The following is a 16,410-nucleotide window of genomic DNA, read 5'->3' as shown; positions in this document are numbered from 1 at the left end:
TGGTCTTTACGGCATCATAGCAGTTGACGCAGGTCGTGGGCGATCAGGCCCGGCCCCTGGCCATGGCGCACGAACAGGCGCAGCTGGCCCTGCTTGTCGAACACGAAGCTGCCGGCCGTGTGGTCGACCGTGTAGCTGCTCGCATCGGCGCCGGGCGCCTTGGCGTAGAACACCTTGAATTCCTTGGCCACTTTCGCGGTGGCTGCGGCGTCGCCGTACAGGCCGATGAAACGCTTGTCGAACGCCGGCACGTAGTGCGACAGCAGTTCCTGCGTGTCGCGCTCGGGATCGACCGTGACGAACAGCACCTGGACTTCGTCGGCCGACGGGCCCATTTCTTTGAGCACGGTCGCCATTTCTGCCATCGTGGTCGGGCACACGTCCGGGCACTGGGTATAGCCGAAGAACATCACGACGATCTTGCCGCGGAAGTCTTCCAGCGTGCGCACCTTGCCGGTATGGTCGGTCAGCGTGAAGCCCTTGGCGTAGTCGACGCCCGTCACGTCCGTGTTGTGGAAAGCCGGGGCTTTGTCGCGCAGCTTGTCGCAGCCGGTGGCAAACAGCGCCACGGCCGAGAACGCCGCGATGGTCAGCAGTCGTTTCATCTGGAACCCAATATCAGAACTTACGAATCAAAACTTAAAATAATGGTCGACCAGCAGCGCCGCGAACAGCAACGACAGGTAGACGATCGACCAGGTAAACGTCTTGCGCGCCTGCGCATCGCTGTAGTTGCGGTGCACGCGCCACGAGTGGCGCAGGAAGACCGCATTGAGCGGCACCGCGGCCGCCAGGTAGATCAGGCCGCTCATGCCGACCGCGAACGGCAGCAAGGTGGTGGCGGCCAGGCCGATCGTATACAGCCACACCTGCAGGCCGGTGAACTTCATGCCGTGCGTGATCGGCAGCATCGGCAGGCCCGAGCGTGCATAGTCTTCGCGGCGATACATCGCCAGCACCCAGAAGTGCGGCGGGGTCCACATGAAAATGATCAGGACCAGCAGCCACGCTTCCATCGGCACATCGTTGGCTACCGCTGCCCAGCCCAGCGCCGGCGGCATCGCGCCCGACAAGCCGCCGATGACGATGTTCTGCGACGTGTTCGGCTTGAGCAGCAGCGTGTAGATGAAGGCGTAGCCGACGAACGTGACGAAGGTCAGCCACATGGTCAGCGGATTGACGAGCGTGTACAGCACCAGCATGCCCAGGCCGCCGATGATCGACGAAAAGACCACGGTCTGCGTCGTGCTCAGTTCGCCCGAGGCCGTGGCGCGGCGCGCGGTGCGCGTCATGCGCGCATCGACGCGCGCCTCGACCAGGCAATTGACAGCGAATGCAGCCGCAGCCAGCAGCCAGATACCGGCCGTGCCGGCGATCAGCGTTTGCCAGCCCGGGAAGCCGTCCGTGGCGAGAAACATCCCGATCACCGCGCAGAATACCGCCAGCTTCGTCACGCGCGGCTTGGTCAGGGTCCAATACTGCGAGAAACGGCTTTGGGGCTTGGGGATGGCTGTCTGGGTTGTCATCAATGGGTGCTTGCGGACGCGGCGAGTCCGGGCGCTGGGACAGCGCAGGCCGCGTCGAGTTGGAACTTCACCCGGTAGTTTAACATGGTCACCAGGATCACCAGCAGCGCCGCCCCGGCGTTATGCATGACGGCAATCGCCAGCGGGAAGCTGAAATACACGGTCGCGATGCCGGTGAGCAGCTGCGCCACCATGACCAGTACCAGCAGGCGCGCAGTCTTGCCCAGCGCCGGCAAACGCCAGGCGCGCCACGCCGCCAAACCCAGCACCAGCACGACGGCCAGCGCAAAGGCGCGGTGCACCCAGTGGATCGCAACCAGCGCCGAGAACGGCAAATAATGCCCCTCCATTGTCTTGCCCAGCTCGCGCCACAGGTGGAAGCCGTGCTCGAAGTCCAGTTCCGGCACGATCGCGCCCTGGCACAGCGGGAACGTATCGCAGGCCATGGTTGCATAGTTAGTGCTTACCCACCCGCCCAGCGCGATCTGCACGGTCAGCACGACGGCGGCGAGCAGCGACAGCCAGCGCAGACTGCGCAGTCGTGCGACCATTCCAGGCCCCTGCAGCGGCGCTGGCCGCTTCAGCAGCGCATCCTCGCGGCAGCCCATCCAGACCAGCATCGCCAGCAGCGTCATGCCCAGCAACAGGTGGATCGTGACGATCACCGGTTGCAGCTTGAGCGTGACGGTCCACGCGCCGAACGCGCCCTGCACCAGTACCGAGACCAGCAAGGCGATCGGCATGGCCGGTTGGAACACGGCGTCGTGCGTGCGGCGCCATTGTTTTACCGACGTGAACAGCAGCGCCAGGATCAGCGCGCCGATACCCATCGCCAGGTAGCGGTGGATCATCTCGATCCAGGCCTTGGCCACCGTGACCGGGCCGGTCGGCATCGCCGCTTCGGCGGCAGCGATCTGCTCGTGCGCCAGGAACGGGTTGGCTTCGCCATAACAGCCCGGCCAGTCCGGGCAGCCCAGGCCCGAGTCGGTCAGGCGCGTGAAGCCGCCGAACACGATCAGGTCGAACGTCAGGAACACCATCACCCAGACCAGCTTGCGGTATTTGTGGGCGTCGGACGACATCCAGACGATCGCCAGCGGCAGGCTGGCCACGAGCAGGCCCATCAGGCCGAGGTGTATGAGGGAAGACAGGTCCATGTGATTCTTTACGGGTGACGTGGTTCAGCCAATGGCCGATGCCTTGAGCAGTTTGGCGATGTCCTTGTAGACGCGGCCCGGCTCGGGCTGGAACGGGAAGCGCATCATGAGATTGCCCAGCGGGTCGATCAGGTAGATATGGTCGCTCGGGGCGCGGCCCGTTTCGGTCGGCAGCCATTTGGCCACGGTGGCGGCCGGCGCGCGCAGCAATTCCATGCCGTCGTATTCGCGCATCATGACGGTGTCGAGCGGTTCGCTGTCGGTGATCAGCCACACGCGTTCCATGCGTTCCATGTTCTTGCCCTGCATCGTGCGCCACTGGCGCATCGCGTACAGCTGGCGCATGCATTCATCGTCGCATTTGCCACCGCCCACGCGCAGCATGACCCATTTGCCTTTCAGGTCGGCGAGCGTGCGCGGCTGGCCGTCGAGCGTGGTCGTGGCCATCTGCGGGATCGGCAAGGTGCGTGCATCGAGGATCGTGCCGTAGTTGGTGCGGTCGGTCGGCTTGACAATGTAGAAGGTAATGTACGACACGATCAGCGGCGCGGCGCAGATCAGCAGCACCAGCAGCAGCTTGAGGCGGCCGCGGCGGCGCGCGGTGTCAGGGTCAGCGAGTTGTTCTTGAGCCACGTCGAAATCCCGTCATCACATAAAAAAGAAGGGCCAGCGCCGCCAGTGCATACCACTGGAAAGCATAGCCGCGGTGTTTGTCGATCCCTGCCTCGGGCAGCGGCCAGTCGCGCGCCATCAGGTCGGCCGGCGTCGCCGGCAACGTCTGCTGCACCAGGAACGGCAGCAGGCGCAGGCCGCTTGCCTGTGCGAGCGCTTGCGGCGTCAGGTTCTGCACCGCCGCGCCCGGCGCCAGCGGCGGGCCGTCGCCCAGTTCCATCACCTTGCCTGCAGACAGGACGAGCCGTCCTTCGAGCGTGACCGGCCCGGCTGGCGTCGCAAACGTTGGCAGCTTGTCGAACTCGGCCTGGCGCGGCAACCAGCCACGCAGCACCAGCACGTGCTCGTCGGCACCCGCTATTTTAAACGGCATTGCGAGATAGAACCCGGACTGGCTCCCGCGTGGGCGGTTCGCGAGCAGGACGGGCCAGCCGGCGACGAATTCGCCGTGCACGCGCACGCGGCGAAATTCAAGATCCGGGGAGGCGGCGATGGTGGGGCCGAGGGTGAATGGCGGCTCGGCGGCGCGCGCCAGCTGGCGCGCCTGCAGGTCGGTCTTGTAGGCGGCCCGGTCCTGTTGCCAGTTGCCGAGCAGGATGCCGATGAGGGCCACAATCAGTGCTGCAATCAGGGCGACGGGGCGAAATCGGAAGGCGAAGCGCATTACAATGAATTCTCAACCTTTCGCGGGTCCATCATGAAAATCTTCGTTGCCATCGCCTTCGTCCTGATCCTGGCCAGCCTGGCGTCGGCCCTGTTCTTCATGATGCGCGACAAGGGGCGCACCAACCGCACCGTCAATGCGCTGGCGCTGCGGGTGGGCTTGTCGATCGTGCTGTTCCTGTGCCTGCTGGCGGCGCACCAGATGGGATGGATTGCGCCGACAGGTTTGCGTTGATCGCGTTGTGCTTGCTTACAGCCAGTACACCACGACGTACAGGCCCAGCCACACCACGTCGACGAAGTGCCAGTACCATGCGGCCCCTTCGAAGCCAAAGTGGTGCTCGGCCGTGAAGTGCCCGCGCAGCACGCGGTACAGGATCACCGACAGCATGATTGCGCCCATGGTTACGTGAAAACCGTGGAACCCGGTCAGCATGAAGAAGGTCGAACCGTAGATGCCCGACGTGAGCTTGAGGTTCAGGTCCTGGTAGGCGTGCATGTATTCATACACCTGGAAGCCCATGAACACGGCGCCCAGCAAAATGGTCGCGGCCAGCCAGAACGCCGTCTTGGCGCGGTGGCCGGCGCGCAGGGCATGGTGCGAAATGGTCAGCGTCACGCCCGACGTCAGCAGCAACGCCGTGTTGATGGTCGGGATCGGGAACGGCCCCATCGTGCGGAAGCCTTCGACGATGCCGGCCGGCCCCGTATTACCCCAGTGCGCCGAGAAATCGGGCCACAGGATCTGGTGATCGAGGTCGCCCAGCCACGGCATCGAAATCACGCGGGCATAGAACAGCGCGCCAAAGAACGCGCCAAAGAACATTACTTCCGAGAAAATGAACCAGCTCATCGACCAGCGGAACGACAAATCGATGCGCTTGCCGTACAACCCCGATTCGGATTCACCGATCGCTTCGCCGAACCAGAAGTACAGCACGACGAGCATCGCGACGATGCCCGTCAGGCACACGGGCATCGCGAACGGCAGCCCGTTGACCCAGCCGGACGCGCCGGCCATCGTCACCAGCATCGACAGGCCGGCCAGCAGCGGCCAGCGCGAGGGGCCGGGAACGAAGTAATAAGGCGCGGCGGTCGTTGGCGATGCTGGTTGTGACGAACTCATCTTTATCTCCTCGGGCGATGCTGTTGATTGTTGCGTCAAACTGAGAAACTAGGCCACCGCGAAACTTACCGCCAGCATGATCAGGCCGATGAAGATCGCCACCCCGATCAGGCCGGCGACGATCACGTGGACCGGGTTCAGGCTGGCCGCATCGTTCTCGTAATCGGCGCGCTTGCGCACCCCGAAGAACGACCACAGCACGGCCTTCATGCTGGCCAGAAAACTGCCCTTGCGCTGGTGCGGCTTATCCGTTTGCATCGCCGTCTTTCGGCGCGGCAGCGGCCTTGAACGCCCCGCCAATTTCAAAGAACGTGTACGACAGCGTGATGTTCTTCACTTCGCGCGGCAACTTGGGATCGATGAAGAACACCACCGGCATCTGGCGCGCTTCGTTCGGGGCCAGCGTCTGCTCGCGGAAGCAGAAGCACTCGACCTTCATGAAGTGCGGCGTGGCCGACTGCGGCGCGTAACTGGGAATCGCCTGCGCTTTCACCGCCCTGCCCTGCGTGTTGACGACCTCGTACATGACGGTGGCCAGTTCGCCCGGATGCACGTCGATGCTGCGCGTGGTGGGCCGGAAGCGCCACGGGCCCTGCGAATTACCGTCAAGCTCGATCGTGATCGTGCGCGACTTGTCGACCTGGCTATTGGTCGGCGCCGCGACAAACCCATCCTGCTGCGTGAGCACGTTGATGCCCAGCACTTCGCAAATCTGCCGGTACACGGGCACCAGCGCATAGCCGAAGCCGAACATCGCCACGGCGACCACCACCAGCTTGCCGAAGGTGCGGCGGTTCAGGCGCAGCAACTTGAGGCTGGTGGCCATATCAACTCAGGAGCGTGAACTTGACGAACACGCTGATGAAGAAGAACAGGGCCAGGCCGGCCAGCCACAGCGCGGTTTTCAGGTTGTTGGGTTTGCGTGGTGCGGTCATCGGATTGTCCTTACTTCACCAGCGGCGGCGTCTCGAAGGTGTGGAACGGCGCCGGGCTCGGTACGGTCCACTCCAGGCCTTCGGCGCCTTCCCACGGTTTGGCGGGCGCCTTGGCGCCGCCGCGGATCGTCGGCAGCACGACTGCGAACAGGAAGTACACCTGACTGAAGCCGAAGCCGAATGCGCCAACCGAGACGATCATGTTGAAGTCGGTGAACTGCACCGCGTAATCGGCATAGCGGCGCGGCATGCCGGCCAGGCCCAGGAAGTGCATCGGGAAGAAGGTGATGTTGAACGTGATCAGCGAGAGCCAGAAGTGCATCTTGCCGCGCGCCTCCGGGTACATGTGCCCGGTCCACTTTGGCGCCCAGTAATAGAAGCCGGCGAACAGCGCGAACAGCGAGCCGGCTACCAGCACGTAGTGGAAGTGGGCCACGACGTAATAGGTGTCGTGCACCTGGATGTCGATTGGCGTGACGGCCAGGATCAGGCCCGTGAAGCCGCCGATGGTGAACACGAAAATGAAGCCGACTGCGAACAGCATCGGCGTCTCGAACGTCATCGAGCCCTTCCACATCGTGGCGACCCAGTTGAAGATCTTCACGCCGGTGGGCACGGCGATGAGCATCGTTGCGTACATGAAGAACAGCTGCGACGTCACCGGCATGCCCGTCGTGAACATGTGGTGCGCCCAGACGACGAACGACAGGATCGCGATCGAGGCCGTCGCATAGACCATCGACGCGTAGCCAAACAACGGTTTGCGGGCAAACGCCGGAATGATCTGCGAGACGATGCCGAACGCCGGCAGGATCATGATGTAGACCTCGGGGTGGCCGAAGAACCAGAAGATGTGCTGGTACATCACCGGATCGCCACCGCCGGCAGCATTGAAGAACGAGGTGCCGAAGTGGCGGTCGGTCAGCGTCATCGTGATCGCGCCGGCCAGCACCGGCATCACGGCGATGAGCAGGTAGGCGGTGATCAGCCAGGTCCAGCAGAACATCGGCATCTTCATCAGGGTCATGCCGGGCGCGCGCATGTTGAGGATGGTGACGATGATGTTGATCGAGCCCATGATCGAGGAGGCGCCCATGATGTGCATCGCGAAGATCGCCATGTCCATCCCCAGGCCCATCTGCGTCGAGAGCGGCGCGTACAGCGTCCAGCCGGCGGCGGTAGCGCCGCCCGGCACCAGGAACGACGTCGCCAGCAGGATCGCGGCCGGGGGCAGCAGCCAGAACGAGAAGTTGTTCATGCGCGCAAACGCCATGTCGGACGCGCCGACCTGCAGCGGCAGCATCCAGTTGGCAAAGCCGACGAAGGCCGGCATGATCGCGCCGAACACCATGATCAGCCCGTGCATGGTCGTGAGCTGGTTGAAGAATTCGGGACGCACGAACTGCAGGCCGGGCTGGAACAGCTCGGCCCGGATCATCAGCGCCAGCACACCGCCCGAGAGCAGCATGATGAACGAGAACCACAGGTACAGGCTGCCGATGTCCTTGTGGTTGGTGGCATACACCCAGCGCCGCCAGCCGTGCGGATGGTCGTGGTGTTCGTCGTGTGCGTGCTCATTGCCGTGCTCATTGCCGTGACCTGGTGCGTGGTCGATCGTCGTGGTGCTCATGGCGTTACCCCTGCTCGTTACGTGCGTTGGTGGCGGACATTATTTGCGGGCGGCCAGGACTTCGGCCGGCTGGACGATATTTTCCGCAGCCTTGTTCGACCAGGAATTGCGGGTATAGGTGATCACGGCGGCGATCTCGGTGTCGGACAATTGCGGCCAGGCCGGCATTGCGGTCGGGAACTTGCCGCTCTTCTGGCCGTGCAGCAGGATGTCGATCTGGTGCGCCTTGTTGCCCAGGACATTTGGCGAGCCGTCCAGCGCCGCGAACGCGGCCGGGATGCCCTTGCCATTGACCTGGTGGCAGGCCACGCAGTTGGCGGTGTAGACCGCTTCGCCACGGGTTTTGAGTTCGTCGATGGTCCAGACCTTGGTCGGGTCGTCGGCCAGCGCTGCCATCTCTTTTTTCTTGCCCGCGACCCAGGCCGTGTAATCGGCATCGGACACGACGCGCACGACAATCGGCATGAACGCGTGGTCCTTGCCGCACAGCTCGACGCAGTTGCCGCGATACACGCCGATCTGCTCGGCCTTGAACCAGCCGTCGCGCACGAAGCCGGGGATCGCATCCTGCTTGATGGCAAAGGCCGGCACGGTCCAGGCGTGGATCACGTCGTTGGCCGTGAAGACCATGCGGATCTTCTTGTTGACCGGCACGACCATCTCGTTATCGACTTCGAGCAGGTAATTGGCGGTGCGCGCTTCGGTCGGCGCCACGCCGGGCTCGCCGATCTGCGAACGCGGCGTGGACAGGTTCGACAGGAACGAAATGCCCTCGCCCTCGCCTTTCAGGTAGTCATAGCCCCATTTCCACTGCATGCCCGTGGCCTTGATGGTCAGATCGGCATTGGACGTGTCTTTCAGCGCGACGACGGTCTTGGTGGCCGGCAGCGCCATCCCGATGACGATCAGGAACGGCACGATCGTCCAGGCGATTTCGACGGCGGTGGATTCGTGGAAGGTGGCCGGCTTGTGGCCCAGGGATTTGCGGTGCTTGAACACCGAATAGAACATGACGCCGAACACGGCGACGAAGATCACCAGGCAGACGATCATCATCCAGGTGTGCAAGCCGTAGATGTCGGCGCCGACGGCGGTGACCGGGGCCTGCATATTGAGCTGGTGCTCCTGAGGCCGGCCCGTCAGTTGCTGCGCCCAAGCCGGCGCAGAGCCAGCGGCGGCGCCGAGTACGGCACAGCCGTACAGCACGGCCCGAAGTCGCGTTGCATATGTCATGTATGTCCCCAACCACCCAAAAAATAAGAATTATTTTTAAACGGTCAGCCATTCCACGAACGAACGACGCCGCTCCGTGCCGGCCGCAGAACACCGATGCCGTGCCGGGGCATCTCTGCGGCTGCTGCAATTCTTTTTCTGTTTCTGTTCTGATGCTGTTTCACGGCCTGCGATGCCGCTTTTTCAAGCGATTCTATCGGCTAGACGTGAAAAATAGCAATTGATTATATCTAAAGCACTAATTTTTATTCAAGGAATATCGGGGGCTGGTCAATTTGGCCATGCACGGCGACGACATTACGGTTTGCGCGGCTGGAAGCGGACGATTGATTCGCCGGCTGCCGTCTGGCGCGGCGCAGGGCGAAACGCATGGCCGTAGATCACTTCGAAGGTCAGGCCCAGCTTGCCATCGGGGAGACGCTGCGCCTCGAGCGCAGCGAGCACACGCTGCCATGCAGCGCGGCCGATCAAGCCGCGCCGGCGCGATTCGAGCGGATTGCCGCCCAGTGCACGCACGTCGCGCAGCAGCGCCTGCGGCGTATCGTAGGTGACCGTGATGCGCTCCATGTCCATGACCGGTGTCGAAAAGCCCGCCTCGACCAGCTGATCGCCGAAATCGTGCATGTCGACAAATGGCAACGTGTGCGGATACGCATCCAGCGCGGCAAATGCCGTGCGCAGTTCGGTGAACGTGTCGGGGCCGAAGCTGGAAAACATCAGCAAGCCCTCGACGCGCAGCACGCGGCGCCATTCGGCAAACACGCGGTCGGGCAGCGGATGCCAGTGCAACGCCAGATTCGACCACAGCAAATCGACCGAGTTCGGACCGAGCGGCAGGTTGCCGTAGTCACCGCACAGGATGTCGACGCCCGCCTTGGCCGGCATCAGCCGGCTCAATAACTGATTGAGCGAACCCGAGGCGCCCGGCTTTTTCGCCGCGCGCGCCATGGCGCCGGCACCATCCAGGCCGACGATCTGCGCCGATGGGTAGGTCTTTTGCAGCAGGGCCAGGTCGCCCCCGGGGCCGCAGCCGGCGTCGAGCACCTGCTTCGGGATGATCTTCACCAGGGCCAGGCGCTCGTGCATGCGCGCGGCGATTTCGCGGCGCAGGAAATCCGACGACGCGATACGTTCGGGCCGCGCGAACAGGTTGCGCACACGCGACAAGTCAATGGGCGCGCTCAGCTTGGACGGGGATTGAGGAGATGCCATGGGATCGGATGCGTGATGAGATAATGTGGGCAGTTTAACCGTTTGTGGGACGCCGAGCCGATGCCGGACCTTCGCCCGCTGCCGATACGCCTCGTGCACGCGCTGCTGGACGCGTTCTTGCCCTCGTGCTGCGCACTGTGTGGCGGGCACGCGCGGGCGGCGGTGTGCGTCGATTGTGAGCAGGCGTATGTGGTGCCGACGCCGCGCTGTCCTTGCTGCGCAAACCCGGCCGGCGCGCTGGACAGCACACGGCATTGCGGCGCGTGCCTCGCGCAGGCGCCGTCCTTCGATGCGACCTGGGCTGCCTGCGATTACGCGGCGCCGCTCGATAGCCTGGTGCTGCAACTGAAGTTTGGCGGGCAACTGGCGCTGGCGCCGTGGATGGCGCGCGTGCTGCATGGGGCGATTTCGTCCATCATGCATCCGGCGCCGGTCTTGCCCGATGTACTGTGTCCGGTGCCGCTGGGCCCGGCCCGCCTGATCGAGCGCGGCTACAACCAGGCGCTCGAAGTCGCGCGCCCGCTGGCCCGTGCGCTGGGCGTGCCGGTCGTCCCGCAACTGCTGCACCGGCTGCGCGAGACAGCGCCACAATCGGGCGCCGGGCCAGGCGACCGGCGCAGGAACGTGCGGGGTGCGTTTGGCGTGGCCAGCACGTTCGACGTACGTGACCGGCATGTGGGCGTGGTCGACGATGTCATGTCCAGCGGCCACACACTGGCAGAAATTGCCGCCGTATTGAAACAGGCGGGCGCCGCGCGCGTGACGAACATCGTCTTCGCGCGCACCCCGCCGCATGGATAAGCCTCATCATCAAGGAGAAGCACGTTGTTCCACGTCGTCCTGGTCGAACCAGAAATCCCGCCGAATACCGGCAATGTGATCCGCCTGTGCGCCAACACCGGCGTGCAACTGCACCTGATCGAGCCGCTCGGCTTTCCACTGGACGACGCCAAGATGCGCCGCGCCGGCCTCGATTACCACGACTACGCGACGATGAAAGTGCACAAGGACTGGGCCGCGTTCGTGGCGGACACCCGGCCCGACCCGGCGCGCATGTTCGCACTGACCACGCACGGCTCGGCGCCCTTCGCCGACGCCCACTTCCAGCCGGGCGACGTGTTCGTATTCGGCCCGGAATCGCGCGGCCTGCCCCCCGCCTTGCGCGAGACCTTCCCACCCGCCCAACGCATCCGCCTGCCGATGCGGCCCGATAACCGCAGCCTGAACCTGTCGAACACGGTAGCCGTCGTCGTCTACGAAGCCTGGCGCCAGAACAGCTACGCCGGCGGCGCCTGAACTAACGTTACAGCTCAAACAAGCGTCGTGTCAAAAGCCGGGGTCAGGTCTGACATTCGGACACGGCCTCGACTGTTGAGGGGCACATATGACAAGCTGGCCTCGAAACCGAAGTCATACCGATAACAAAAGGTGGGATTACAGTAGAGCTTGTGTCCGAATGTCAGACCTGACCCCGGCTTGTGCCAGCTTGTGCTACTCGTTCGAATGCATCGAGCAGACCACCGCGGGCCAGCAGGTCAATGGCCTCGTCGACCCGACGCGGAGCGGCGTCGTCGAGTTGCTCGCGGTCGTCGCCAACCAGAGCGCGCATCTGCTGTGGTACGACCACCAAGTCGATGAAGCGCTGCGCGATCGCCGTTGCCGCTGCGGTCTGATCAGCCGACGGCGCAGCCCCGGCCAGCGCATCCACCACGCACGCTATGCCGCCATCGCGCCCAGTCTGGTCCACCAGTCGCGACAATTCGGGCAGCCGGGGCGCCGTTGTCAAACTTACCCGCAGCAACGCCACTGATTCTTCCGTGAGGGCATGCTGCAGAAGATGCAGCCCAACTGCATGCAGGCGATCCCGCACTGGCATGGCAAGCGGCAAGTCAGGCGCAGGCGGCGCTGCGCGCTCGAGGGCACGGTGCACGACTGCGCTGAACAGCGCGTCCTTGTTGGCATAACGTGCGTACAGCGTTGCCTTGCCGGCACCCGCCATGGCGACGACCTGGTCGCAGCTCGTCGCATCGAAACCGGCGCGCAGGAACAGCGTCGTCGCCGCATCGAGGATGCGGCGGTCCACTTCACCGGCATGCTCGGCAGATGGCCGGCCGCCGCGCTTGCGCGTGGCTGGCGCTTGTTCTGGCTCCGGCAGGTTGGATGTCACGCGCATGGCAAAATAGTCATCATAATAAACTGAACTGAATGGTATAGTTCAGTTTCTAGACTCTCAATCAAAGGTGAAGCGATGGACATGCGTTTGAAATTTCTATCTGACAATATGAAGGCCATTGATTTTGGCATGCTCTCGACCCGCACCGAAGGCGGCGCCTTTGCCAGCCGGCCCATGAGCAACAACGGCGAGGTCGATTATGACGGAGACAGCTATTTTTTCACCTACGACCAGGCCCGTACTGTGGCTGACATCGAGGGCGACGCAGCGGTCGGTCTGACCTTTACCGGTGCCCCTGGACCACATGGGCAGCCACCGCTGTTCATCGCGGTGCAAGGCAACGCGGAACTGATTCGCGACAAGGCCATGTTTGCAGCGCACTGGACGGCCGGGCTCGATCACTGGTTCGAGCAAGGCGTCGACACGCCGGGATTGGTCATGATACGCGTTCGCGCCGCCCGAATCCACTACTGGAATGGCGCCGACCAGGGCGAGATCGTTCTGTAAAACCCGAACACGCACGGGTCACGCTGGCCCGTGCCCCATCACCGACTTGAGAGGCCCGCCATGCACACTGCAATCGACGCATTTCCCATCCATATTCCAGAAGCCGATCTGACCGACCTCGCCGACCGCCTGGCGCGCACGCGCTGGCCCGATGCCGAGACCGTGAACGACACCTCGCAGGGCCCGCAACTGGCCCGCATCCGCGCATTGGTGGCACGCTGGCAGGACGGTTACGACTGGCGCAGCACGGAAGCCGCACTCAACCAATGGGGCAGCAGCCGCACCGTCATCGATGGGCTGGGCATTCACTTCCTGCATATCCGCTCACCGGAACCGAATGCGACACCCCTGCTGCTGACGCATGGCTGGCCGGGCTCCGTGCTGGAATTTCGCGAGCTGATCGGTCCGCTGACGCAGCCACAGGCGCATGGCGGCCTCGCGTCCGATGCATTCCATCTGGTGATTCCAGCCCTTCCCGGCTTCGGCTTTTCCGACAAGCCGACCGAACCGGGCTGGGGCGTGGGCCGCACGGCGCAGGCCTTTGCGGAACTCATGCGCCGCCTCGGCTATGGCGAGCGCTGGGTGGCGCAAGGCGGCGATTGGGGCGCGGCCGTCACAAGCGCCCTGGCGCACATGCGCGTGCCGGGCCTGGCGGGCATCCACCTGAATATGGTGATGTTCCATCCAACCAAACAGGAAATCGCCGACGCGACACCAGAAGAGCAGCAGATGCTGGACGACGCCGCGCGCTACGAGAAAGAATATTCGGGCTACATGAAGCTGCAGTGCACGCGCCCGCAATCGGTCGCGTTCGCGCTGGCGGATTCGCCGGTGGGCCTGGCCAGCTGGCTGTACGCGCTGTTCCAGGACGTGTCCGATACCGATGGCCAGCCGGAGCGTACGATCGCGCCGGACCGCCTGATCGACGACGTGATGATGTACTGGCTGACCAATACCGGGCCGAGCTCGGCACGTTTTTACTGGGAAGGCGCGCGCGAGATGGCGCAGGGCATGCCCACCGCCCCACTGCCCCTGCCTGCCGGCATCAGCATGTTTCCAGGCGAGCAGATGCGGCTGTCGCAGCGCTGGGCCGCAGCACGCTTTGCCGACCTGCGCTTCTTTGGCGAAGCCGAGCATGGCGGCCATTTCGCGGCGATGGAAAACCCGGCCGTCCTCGTCGAGCATCTGCGCGCAACGTTCCGCACGATGCGCTGAAGCTGTCAGCCCCGATGGCCGAACACGCCATCGGCAAACACCTGCGCATGAAAGCGCTCACCGATCAGCCGGTGCGTGGCGGCGTCCGGATGCAGCGCATCGGGCAGCGGCAGGTGCGCGTTGTCGTCGGCGCCATACAGCGCGCTGCCATCGAGGTAATGGATGTGCGCATCGGTGCCGGCCCGCTGGGCCACGATCCTCTGCAGCTGCTCGCGGATCACACCCAGCGTCAGCTTGCCCTGACGCCGCTCGGCATCATTGCCCATCGCCCGGAACAGCAGCCTGCCCTGCTCCATGGCCTTGCCATCGAACATGGTTGGCCCCGGTGTCGTTTCATGGATCGGACACCAGGTCGGCGAGATCACCAATAACGGCGTGCTCCGGTGCCGTCCTTCGCGGATCGTGTCGAGAAAGCCGTGCACGGCCGGCCCGAACGCGCGCACGCGCATCAGGTCGGTGTTGACGAGGTTGATGCCGAGCTTCAGGCTAATCAGGTCCGCCGGCAGGTCGCGGATCGTGCGCGCCGTGAACGGGTCGAGCAAGGCATTGCCGCCAAAGCCCAGATTGAACAGGTCGACGCCGGCCAGGCCAGCCGCCACCGCAGGCCAGATGCCGGTCGAGTGGGTCGCATTCGAGCCCTGGCTGATCGAACTGCCGTGATGAACCCAGCGGCGCTGGCCGCCTGCCAACAGCGGCGACACCGGCGCATCCGCGCGCAAGCTCACCAGCTCGGTCGTCTCGTCATGCGGCAACCAGAGTTCGACGGTCTTGTCGCCCGCCGGCAGGTCGGCAAAGCGCAGCCAGTGCGGCTCGCCCGGATGTACCCGCGTTGCGCCGCTGATCATGTCAATCTCAAGGAGCTTGCCACCCGGCGCGCTTGCCTGCTGGAGCAGCTTCCCATCGACCACCAGATCAAAGATACCGTCCGGTCGCGACGCCATCTTGCCGTAGCGCCGCTTGGTCGGCAGCACCAGCACCTCGACGACACGGGCCGTCGTCCGGAATGCCAGGCGCACGCCGGATGGTTGTGCCGCAGCCAGCGCCAGTTGCACATCCGGGCAGTGCTCGAGCGCCCAGGCCGGCAACCGCTGCGGCAGCAGGCCGGCATCCGTGCGTTCGAGCTCGACCGCGCCATGGATCAGGTCTGCGGGAATCGGCGACAGCGTGTACATCGACGTGCCCGTCATCAGGCACCTGCCGCTTCGCGGGTCAGCACCGTCAAGCCCTCGACCAGGCGATCGAGTTCTTCCACCGTGGTCGTCAGCGCCACCGTGGCACGCACGAGGCTGGCGTCGCCCACCGGCCGCTCTACCGTGAACACGCCGAAGCGCTCCAGCAGCGCCGCCTGCACGTCAAGCGCACGCATGCCGTCGATCGTGAACGCCGCCAGCGCCGTGTCGCCCACCAGCGGGCTCATCAACTGCATGCCCGGCAGGTCCGCCACGCGCTGCACCCAGTAATTCCTGAGCCACGCGAGCCGCGCGCCTTTCGCGGGTGAGCCACCCAGCTGCGCATGCACGTCGAGCGCCACCGGCGCAGCCATGATCGCGCTCATCGGCGGCATGCCAGCATGCAGGCGTCCGCGGATATCGTCCGCCGGATAATCGCGGTCGCCGAAATGCGGCTCGATCCGGTCCAGGCGCGACGACCGGATATACGCAAAGCCCAGCCCCGGCGGCGCGCCGATCCACTTGTGCAGGTTGAAGCCGGCGAAATCGATGCCCATGGCCTGCACGTCGACGGGCAGCTGGCCCAGCGCGTGCGCGCTGTCGACCAGCACATCGACGCCGCGTGCCCGCGCCAGTGCGGCGATCTCGCGTACCGGCACCGACTGGCCATTGGCCGGAAACACCTGCGAGAGCAGAATCAGTTTCAGGCCCGGCGTATCGCGGATCGCCGTCGCATACTGTTCCAGCAGCGCGTCGCCGGACAACGGCAGGCTCAAGTGCAGTTCGGTCGGCACCACGCCGCGCCGCCCTTCCAGCCACGCCATCGCATAGCGCATCGCCGGATAATCGAGGTTGCTCCACAGGACGCCATCGCCCGGTGCCAGCCGGTGGTATTGCCCGATCAGCACCTGCATCGATTCGCTCGCGCTGCGCGTGAGCAGAATCTCATGCGGTTCGGCATTGATCAGCTTGGCCAGCCGCGCGCACAGCACAGCGCCATGCTCGAGAGCTTGCGCACTGCGCAGGAACGGGCTCAGATGACGATTCAGATAGTCGACCGATTCGACCAGCGCCGCCTGCACCGGCTGCGCCATCGCGCCAAAGTAGCCGTGCTCGAGATTGACGATGCCATCGGGCGCTGGCGGATACAGGCCGGCCAGTGCCGGCATCACAGGGAGCTTGGCCATGCCGG

General features: G+C 64.4%; 20 protein-coding genes. 5 read left to right on the top strand and 15 right to left on the bottom strand.

Annotated features, from left to right (window positions below):
* Positions 1-14: 14 nt before the first annotated feature.
* The 5 genes from AC56LW_RS06775 to AC56LW_RS06755 are packed head-to-tail and all read right to left on the bottom strand — an operon-like array spanning position 15 to position 4,019.
* Positions 15-605, bottom strand: a complete 591-nt coding sequence (locus AC56LW_RS06775; protein ID WP_332533013.1) for an SCO family protein — start codon at positions 603-605, stop codon at positions 15-17.
* 27 nt (positions 606-632) lie between these two features.
* Positions 633-1,526, bottom strand: coding sequence for a heme o synthase (gene cyoE, locus AC56LW_RS06770; RefSeq protein WP_332533012.1), 894 nt, complete (start codon positions 1,524-1,526; stop codon positions 633-635).
* Positions 1,526-2,683: a COX15/CtaA family protein gene (locus AC56LW_RS06765; protein ID WP_499633054.1), complete on the bottom strand. Its 1,158-nt coding sequence runs from the start codon at positions 2,681-2,683 to the stop codon at positions 1,526-1,528. Before AC56LW_RS06765 ends, cyoE begins: the two co-directional genes overlap by 1 nt.
* Positions 2,684-2,707: 24 nt before the next feature.
* Positions 2,708-3,316: an SCO family protein gene (locus tag AC56LW_RS06760; protein ID WP_499633052.1), complete on the bottom strand. Its 609-nt coding sequence runs from the start codon at positions 3,314-3,316 to the stop codon at positions 2,708-2,710.
* Entirely contained in the window at positions 3,294-4,019 is a 726-nt protein-coding gene (locus AC56LW_RS06755; protein ID WP_499633050.1) for an SURF1 family protein, read from the bottom strand. Before AC56LW_RS06755 ends, AC56LW_RS06760 begins: the two co-directional genes overlap by 23 nt.
* Positions 4,020-4,052: 33 nt before the next feature.
* Between AC56LW_RS06755 and AC56LW_RS06750 the strand changes: the two genes are divergently transcribed.
* Positions 4,053-4,253 (top strand): twin transmembrane helix small protein, encoded by a 201-nt coding sequence (locus AC56LW_RS06750; RefSeq protein ID WP_183557020.1) that lies wholly within the window; start codon positions 4,053-4,055, stop codon positions 4,251-4,253.
* Positions 4,254-4,268: 15 nt separating this feature from the next.
* On the opposite strand, the gene AC56LW_RS06745 is transcribed toward AC56LW_RS06750, so the two are convergent.
* From AC56LW_RS06745 to AC56LW_RS06715, 7 genes are all read right to left on the bottom strand, one after another.
* Positions 4,269-5,144, bottom strand: coding sequence for a cytochrome c oxidase subunit 3 (locus AC56LW_RS06745; RefSeq protein ID WP_332533008.1), 876 nt, complete (start codon positions 5,142-5,144; stop codon positions 4,269-4,271).
* Positions 5,145-5,192: 48 nt separating this feature from the next.
* Positions 5,193-5,402 carry a DUF2970 domain-containing protein gene (locus tag AC56LW_RS06740; RefSeq protein ID WP_183557016.1) on the bottom strand — a complete coding sequence of 70 codons (210 nt, stop codon included), beginning with the start codon at positions 5,400-5,402 and terminating at the stop codon, positions 5,193-5,195.
* Positions 5,389-5,970, bottom strand: coding sequence for a cytochrome c oxidase assembly protein (locus tag AC56LW_RS06735; protein ID WP_499633048.1), 582 nt, complete (start codon positions 5,968-5,970; stop codon positions 5,389-5,391). The genes AC56LW_RS06740 and AC56LW_RS06735 overlap by 14 nt, the downstream gene beginning before the upstream one ends.
* Position 5,971: 1 nt before the next feature.
* Positions 5,972-6,079, bottom strand: coding sequence for a cytochrome oxidase small assembly protein (locus AC56LW_RS06730; protein ID WP_499633046.1), 108 nt, complete (start codon positions 6,077-6,079; stop codon positions 5,972-5,974).
* A 10-nt stretch (positions 6,080-6,089) separates the two neighbouring features.
* The gene (gene ctaD, locus AC56LW_RS06725; protein WP_499633044.1) at positions 6,090-7,709 is read right to left on the bottom strand and encodes a cytochrome c oxidase subunit I; all 1,620 of its coding nucleotides are present in this window, start codon (positions 7,707-7,709) and stop codon (positions 6,090-6,092) included.
* A gap of 39 nt (positions 7,710-7,748) precedes the next feature.
* Positions 7,749-8,942 (bottom strand): cytochrome c oxidase subunit II, encoded by a 1,194-nt coding sequence (gene coxB, locus AC56LW_RS06720; protein ID WP_499572741.1) that lies wholly within the window; start codon positions 8,940-8,942, stop codon positions 7,749-7,751.
* A gap of 297 nt (positions 8,943-9,239) precedes the next feature.
* Positions 9,240-10,154 carry a methyltransferase domain-containing protein gene (locus AC56LW_RS06715; protein WP_183557008.1) on the bottom strand — a complete coding sequence of 305 codons (915 nt, stop codon included), beginning with the start codon at positions 10,152-10,154 and terminating at the stop codon, positions 9,240-9,242.
* A gap of 60 nt (positions 10,155-10,214) precedes the next feature.
* Here AC56LW_RS06715 and AC56LW_RS06710 point away from each other — a divergent pair, with 60 nt between their 5' ends.
* Together AC56LW_RS06710 and trmL are read left to right on the top strand one after the other, a co-directional pair.
* Positions 10,215-10,955 (top strand): ComF family protein, encoded by a 741-nt coding sequence (locus AC56LW_RS06710; RefSeq protein ID WP_499633042.1) that lies wholly within the window; start codon positions 10,215-10,217, stop codon positions 10,953-10,955.
* 24 nt (positions 10,956-10,979) lie between these two features.
* Positions 10,980-11,450, top strand: coding sequence for a tRNA (uridine(34)/cytosine(34)/5-carboxymethylaminomethyluridine(34)-2'-O)-methyltransferase TrmL (gene trmL / locus AC56LW_RS06705; RefSeq protein WP_499633040.1), 471 nt, complete (start codon positions 10,980-10,982; stop codon positions 11,448-11,450).
* 163 nt (positions 11,451-11,613) lie between these two features.
* On the opposite strand, the gene AC56LW_RS06700 is transcribed toward trmL, so the two are convergent.
* Positions 11,614-12,327, bottom strand: coding sequence for a TetR/AcrR family transcriptional regulator (locus tag AC56LW_RS06700; RefSeq protein WP_499633038.1), 714 nt, complete (start codon positions 12,325-12,327; stop codon positions 11,614-11,616).
* 75 nt (positions 12,328-12,402) lie between these two features.
* Here AC56LW_RS06700 and AC56LW_RS06695 point away from each other — a divergent pair, with 75 nt between their 5' ends.
* On the top strand, positions 12,403-12,834 hold the full coding sequence (locus tag AC56LW_RS06695) for a pyridoxamine 5'-phosphate oxidase family protein (protein ID WP_258836583.1): 432 nt from the start codon (positions 12,403-12,405) through the stop codon (positions 12,832-12,834).
* A 60-nt stretch (positions 12,835-12,894) separates the two neighbouring features.
* Complete coding sequence (locus AC56LW_RS06690; protein WP_499633036.1) at positions 12,895-14,049, top strand: epoxide hydrolase family protein; 1,155 nt, start codon at positions 12,895-12,897, stop codon at positions 14,047-14,049.
* A 5-nt stretch (positions 14,050-14,054) separates the two neighbouring features.
* Here the strand turns inward: AC56LW_RS06690 and AC56LW_RS06685 are convergent, their stop codons facing one another.
* Together AC56LW_RS06685 and AC56LW_RS06680 are read right to left on the bottom strand one after the other, a co-directional pair.
* Positions 14,055-15,236: an SGNH/GDSL hydrolase family protein gene (locus AC56LW_RS06685; RefSeq protein WP_499633034.1), complete on the bottom strand. Its 1,182-nt coding sequence runs from the start codon at positions 15,234-15,236 to the stop codon at positions 14,055-14,057.
* Positions 15,236-16,405, bottom strand: coding sequence for an aminotransferase class V-fold PLP-dependent enzyme (locus tag AC56LW_RS06680; RefSeq protein WP_499633032.1), 1,170 nt, complete (start codon positions 16,403-16,405; stop codon positions 15,236-15,238). Before AC56LW_RS06680 ends, AC56LW_RS06685 begins: the two co-directional genes overlap by 1 nt.
* Between the last annotated feature and the right edge of the window lie 5 nt (positions 16,406-16,410).

It is taken from the genome of Telluria sp. LT2P80, from assembly GCF_059685955.1.
This window is presented reverse-complemented; position numbering and strand designations above follow the sequence as displayed.

Excerpts from the sequence above, each read along its gene's own strand:
- AC56LW_RS06715 (WP_183557008.1), bottom strand. The coding sequence starts at position 10,154 with ATGGCATCTCCTCAATCCCCGTCCAAGCTGAGCGCGCCCATTGACTTG.
- AC56LW_RS06755 (WP_499633050.1), bottom strand. The coding sequence starts at position 4,019 with ATGCGCTTCGCCTTCCGATTTCGCCCCGTCGCCCTGATTGCAGCACTG.
- AC56LW_RS06700 (WP_499633038.1), bottom strand. The coding sequence starts at position 12,327 with ATGCGCGTGACATCCAACCTGCCGGAGCCAGAACAAGCGCCAGCCACG.
- cyoE (WP_332533012.1), bottom strand. The coding sequence starts at position 1,526 with ATGACAACCCAGACAGCCATCCCCAAGCCCCAAAGCCGTTTCTCGCAG.
- AC56LW_RS06735 (WP_499633048.1), bottom strand. The coding sequence starts at position 5,970 with ATGGCCACCAGCCTCAAGTTGCTGCGCCTGAACCGCCGCACCTTCGGC.
- AC56LW_RS06750 (WP_183557020.1), top strand. The coding sequence starts at position 4,053 with ATGAAAATCTTCGTTGCCATCGCCTTCGTCCTGATCCTGGCCAGCCTG.
- AC56LW_RS06695 (WP_258836583.1), top strand. The coding sequence starts at position 12,403 with ATGGACATGCGTTTGAAATTTCTATCTGACAATATGAAGGCCATTGAT.
- AC56LW_RS06775 (WP_332533013.1), bottom strand. The coding sequence starts at position 605 with ATGAAACGACTGCTGACCATCGCGGCGTTCTCGGCCGTGGCGCTGTTT.
- AC56LW_RS06710 (WP_499633042.1), top strand. The coding sequence starts at position 10,215 with ATGCCGGACCTTCGCCCGCTGCCGATACGCCTCGTGCACGCGCTGCTG.
- AC56LW_RS06765 (WP_499633054.1), bottom strand. The coding sequence starts at position 2,683 with ATGGACCTGTCTTCCCTCATACACCTCGGCCTGATGGGCCTGCTCGTG.
- AC56LW_RS06740 (WP_183557016.1), bottom strand. The coding sequence starts at position 5,402 with ATGCAAACGGATAAGCCGCACCAGCGCAAGGGCAGTTTTCTGGCCAGC.
- coxB (WP_499572741.1), bottom strand. The coding sequence starts at position 8,942 with ATGACATATGCAACGCGACTTCGGGCCGTGCTGTACGGCTGTGCCGTA.
- ctaD (WP_499633044.1), bottom strand. The coding sequence starts at position 7,709 with ATGAGCACCACGACGATCGACCACGCACCAGGTCACGGCAATGAGCAC.
- AC56LW_RS06685 (WP_499633034.1), bottom strand. The coding sequence starts at position 15,236 with ATGACGGGCACGTCGATGTACACGCTGTCGCCGATTCCCGCAGACCTG.
- AC56LW_RS06690 (WP_499633036.1), top strand. The coding sequence starts at position 12,895 with ATGCACACTGCAATCGACGCATTTCCCATCCATATTCCAGAAGCCGAT.
- AC56LW_RS06745 (WP_332533008.1), bottom strand. The coding sequence starts at position 5,144 with ATGAGTTCGTCACAACCAGCATCGCCAACGACCGCCGCGCCTTATTAC.
- AC56LW_RS06730 (WP_499633046.1), bottom strand. The coding sequence starts at position 6,079 with ATGACCGCACCACGCAAACCCAACAACCTGAAAACCGCGCTGTGGCTG.
- AC56LW_RS06680 (WP_499633032.1), bottom strand. The coding sequence starts at position 16,405 with ATGGCCAAGCTCCCTGTGATGCCGGCACTGGCCGGCCTGTATCCGCCA.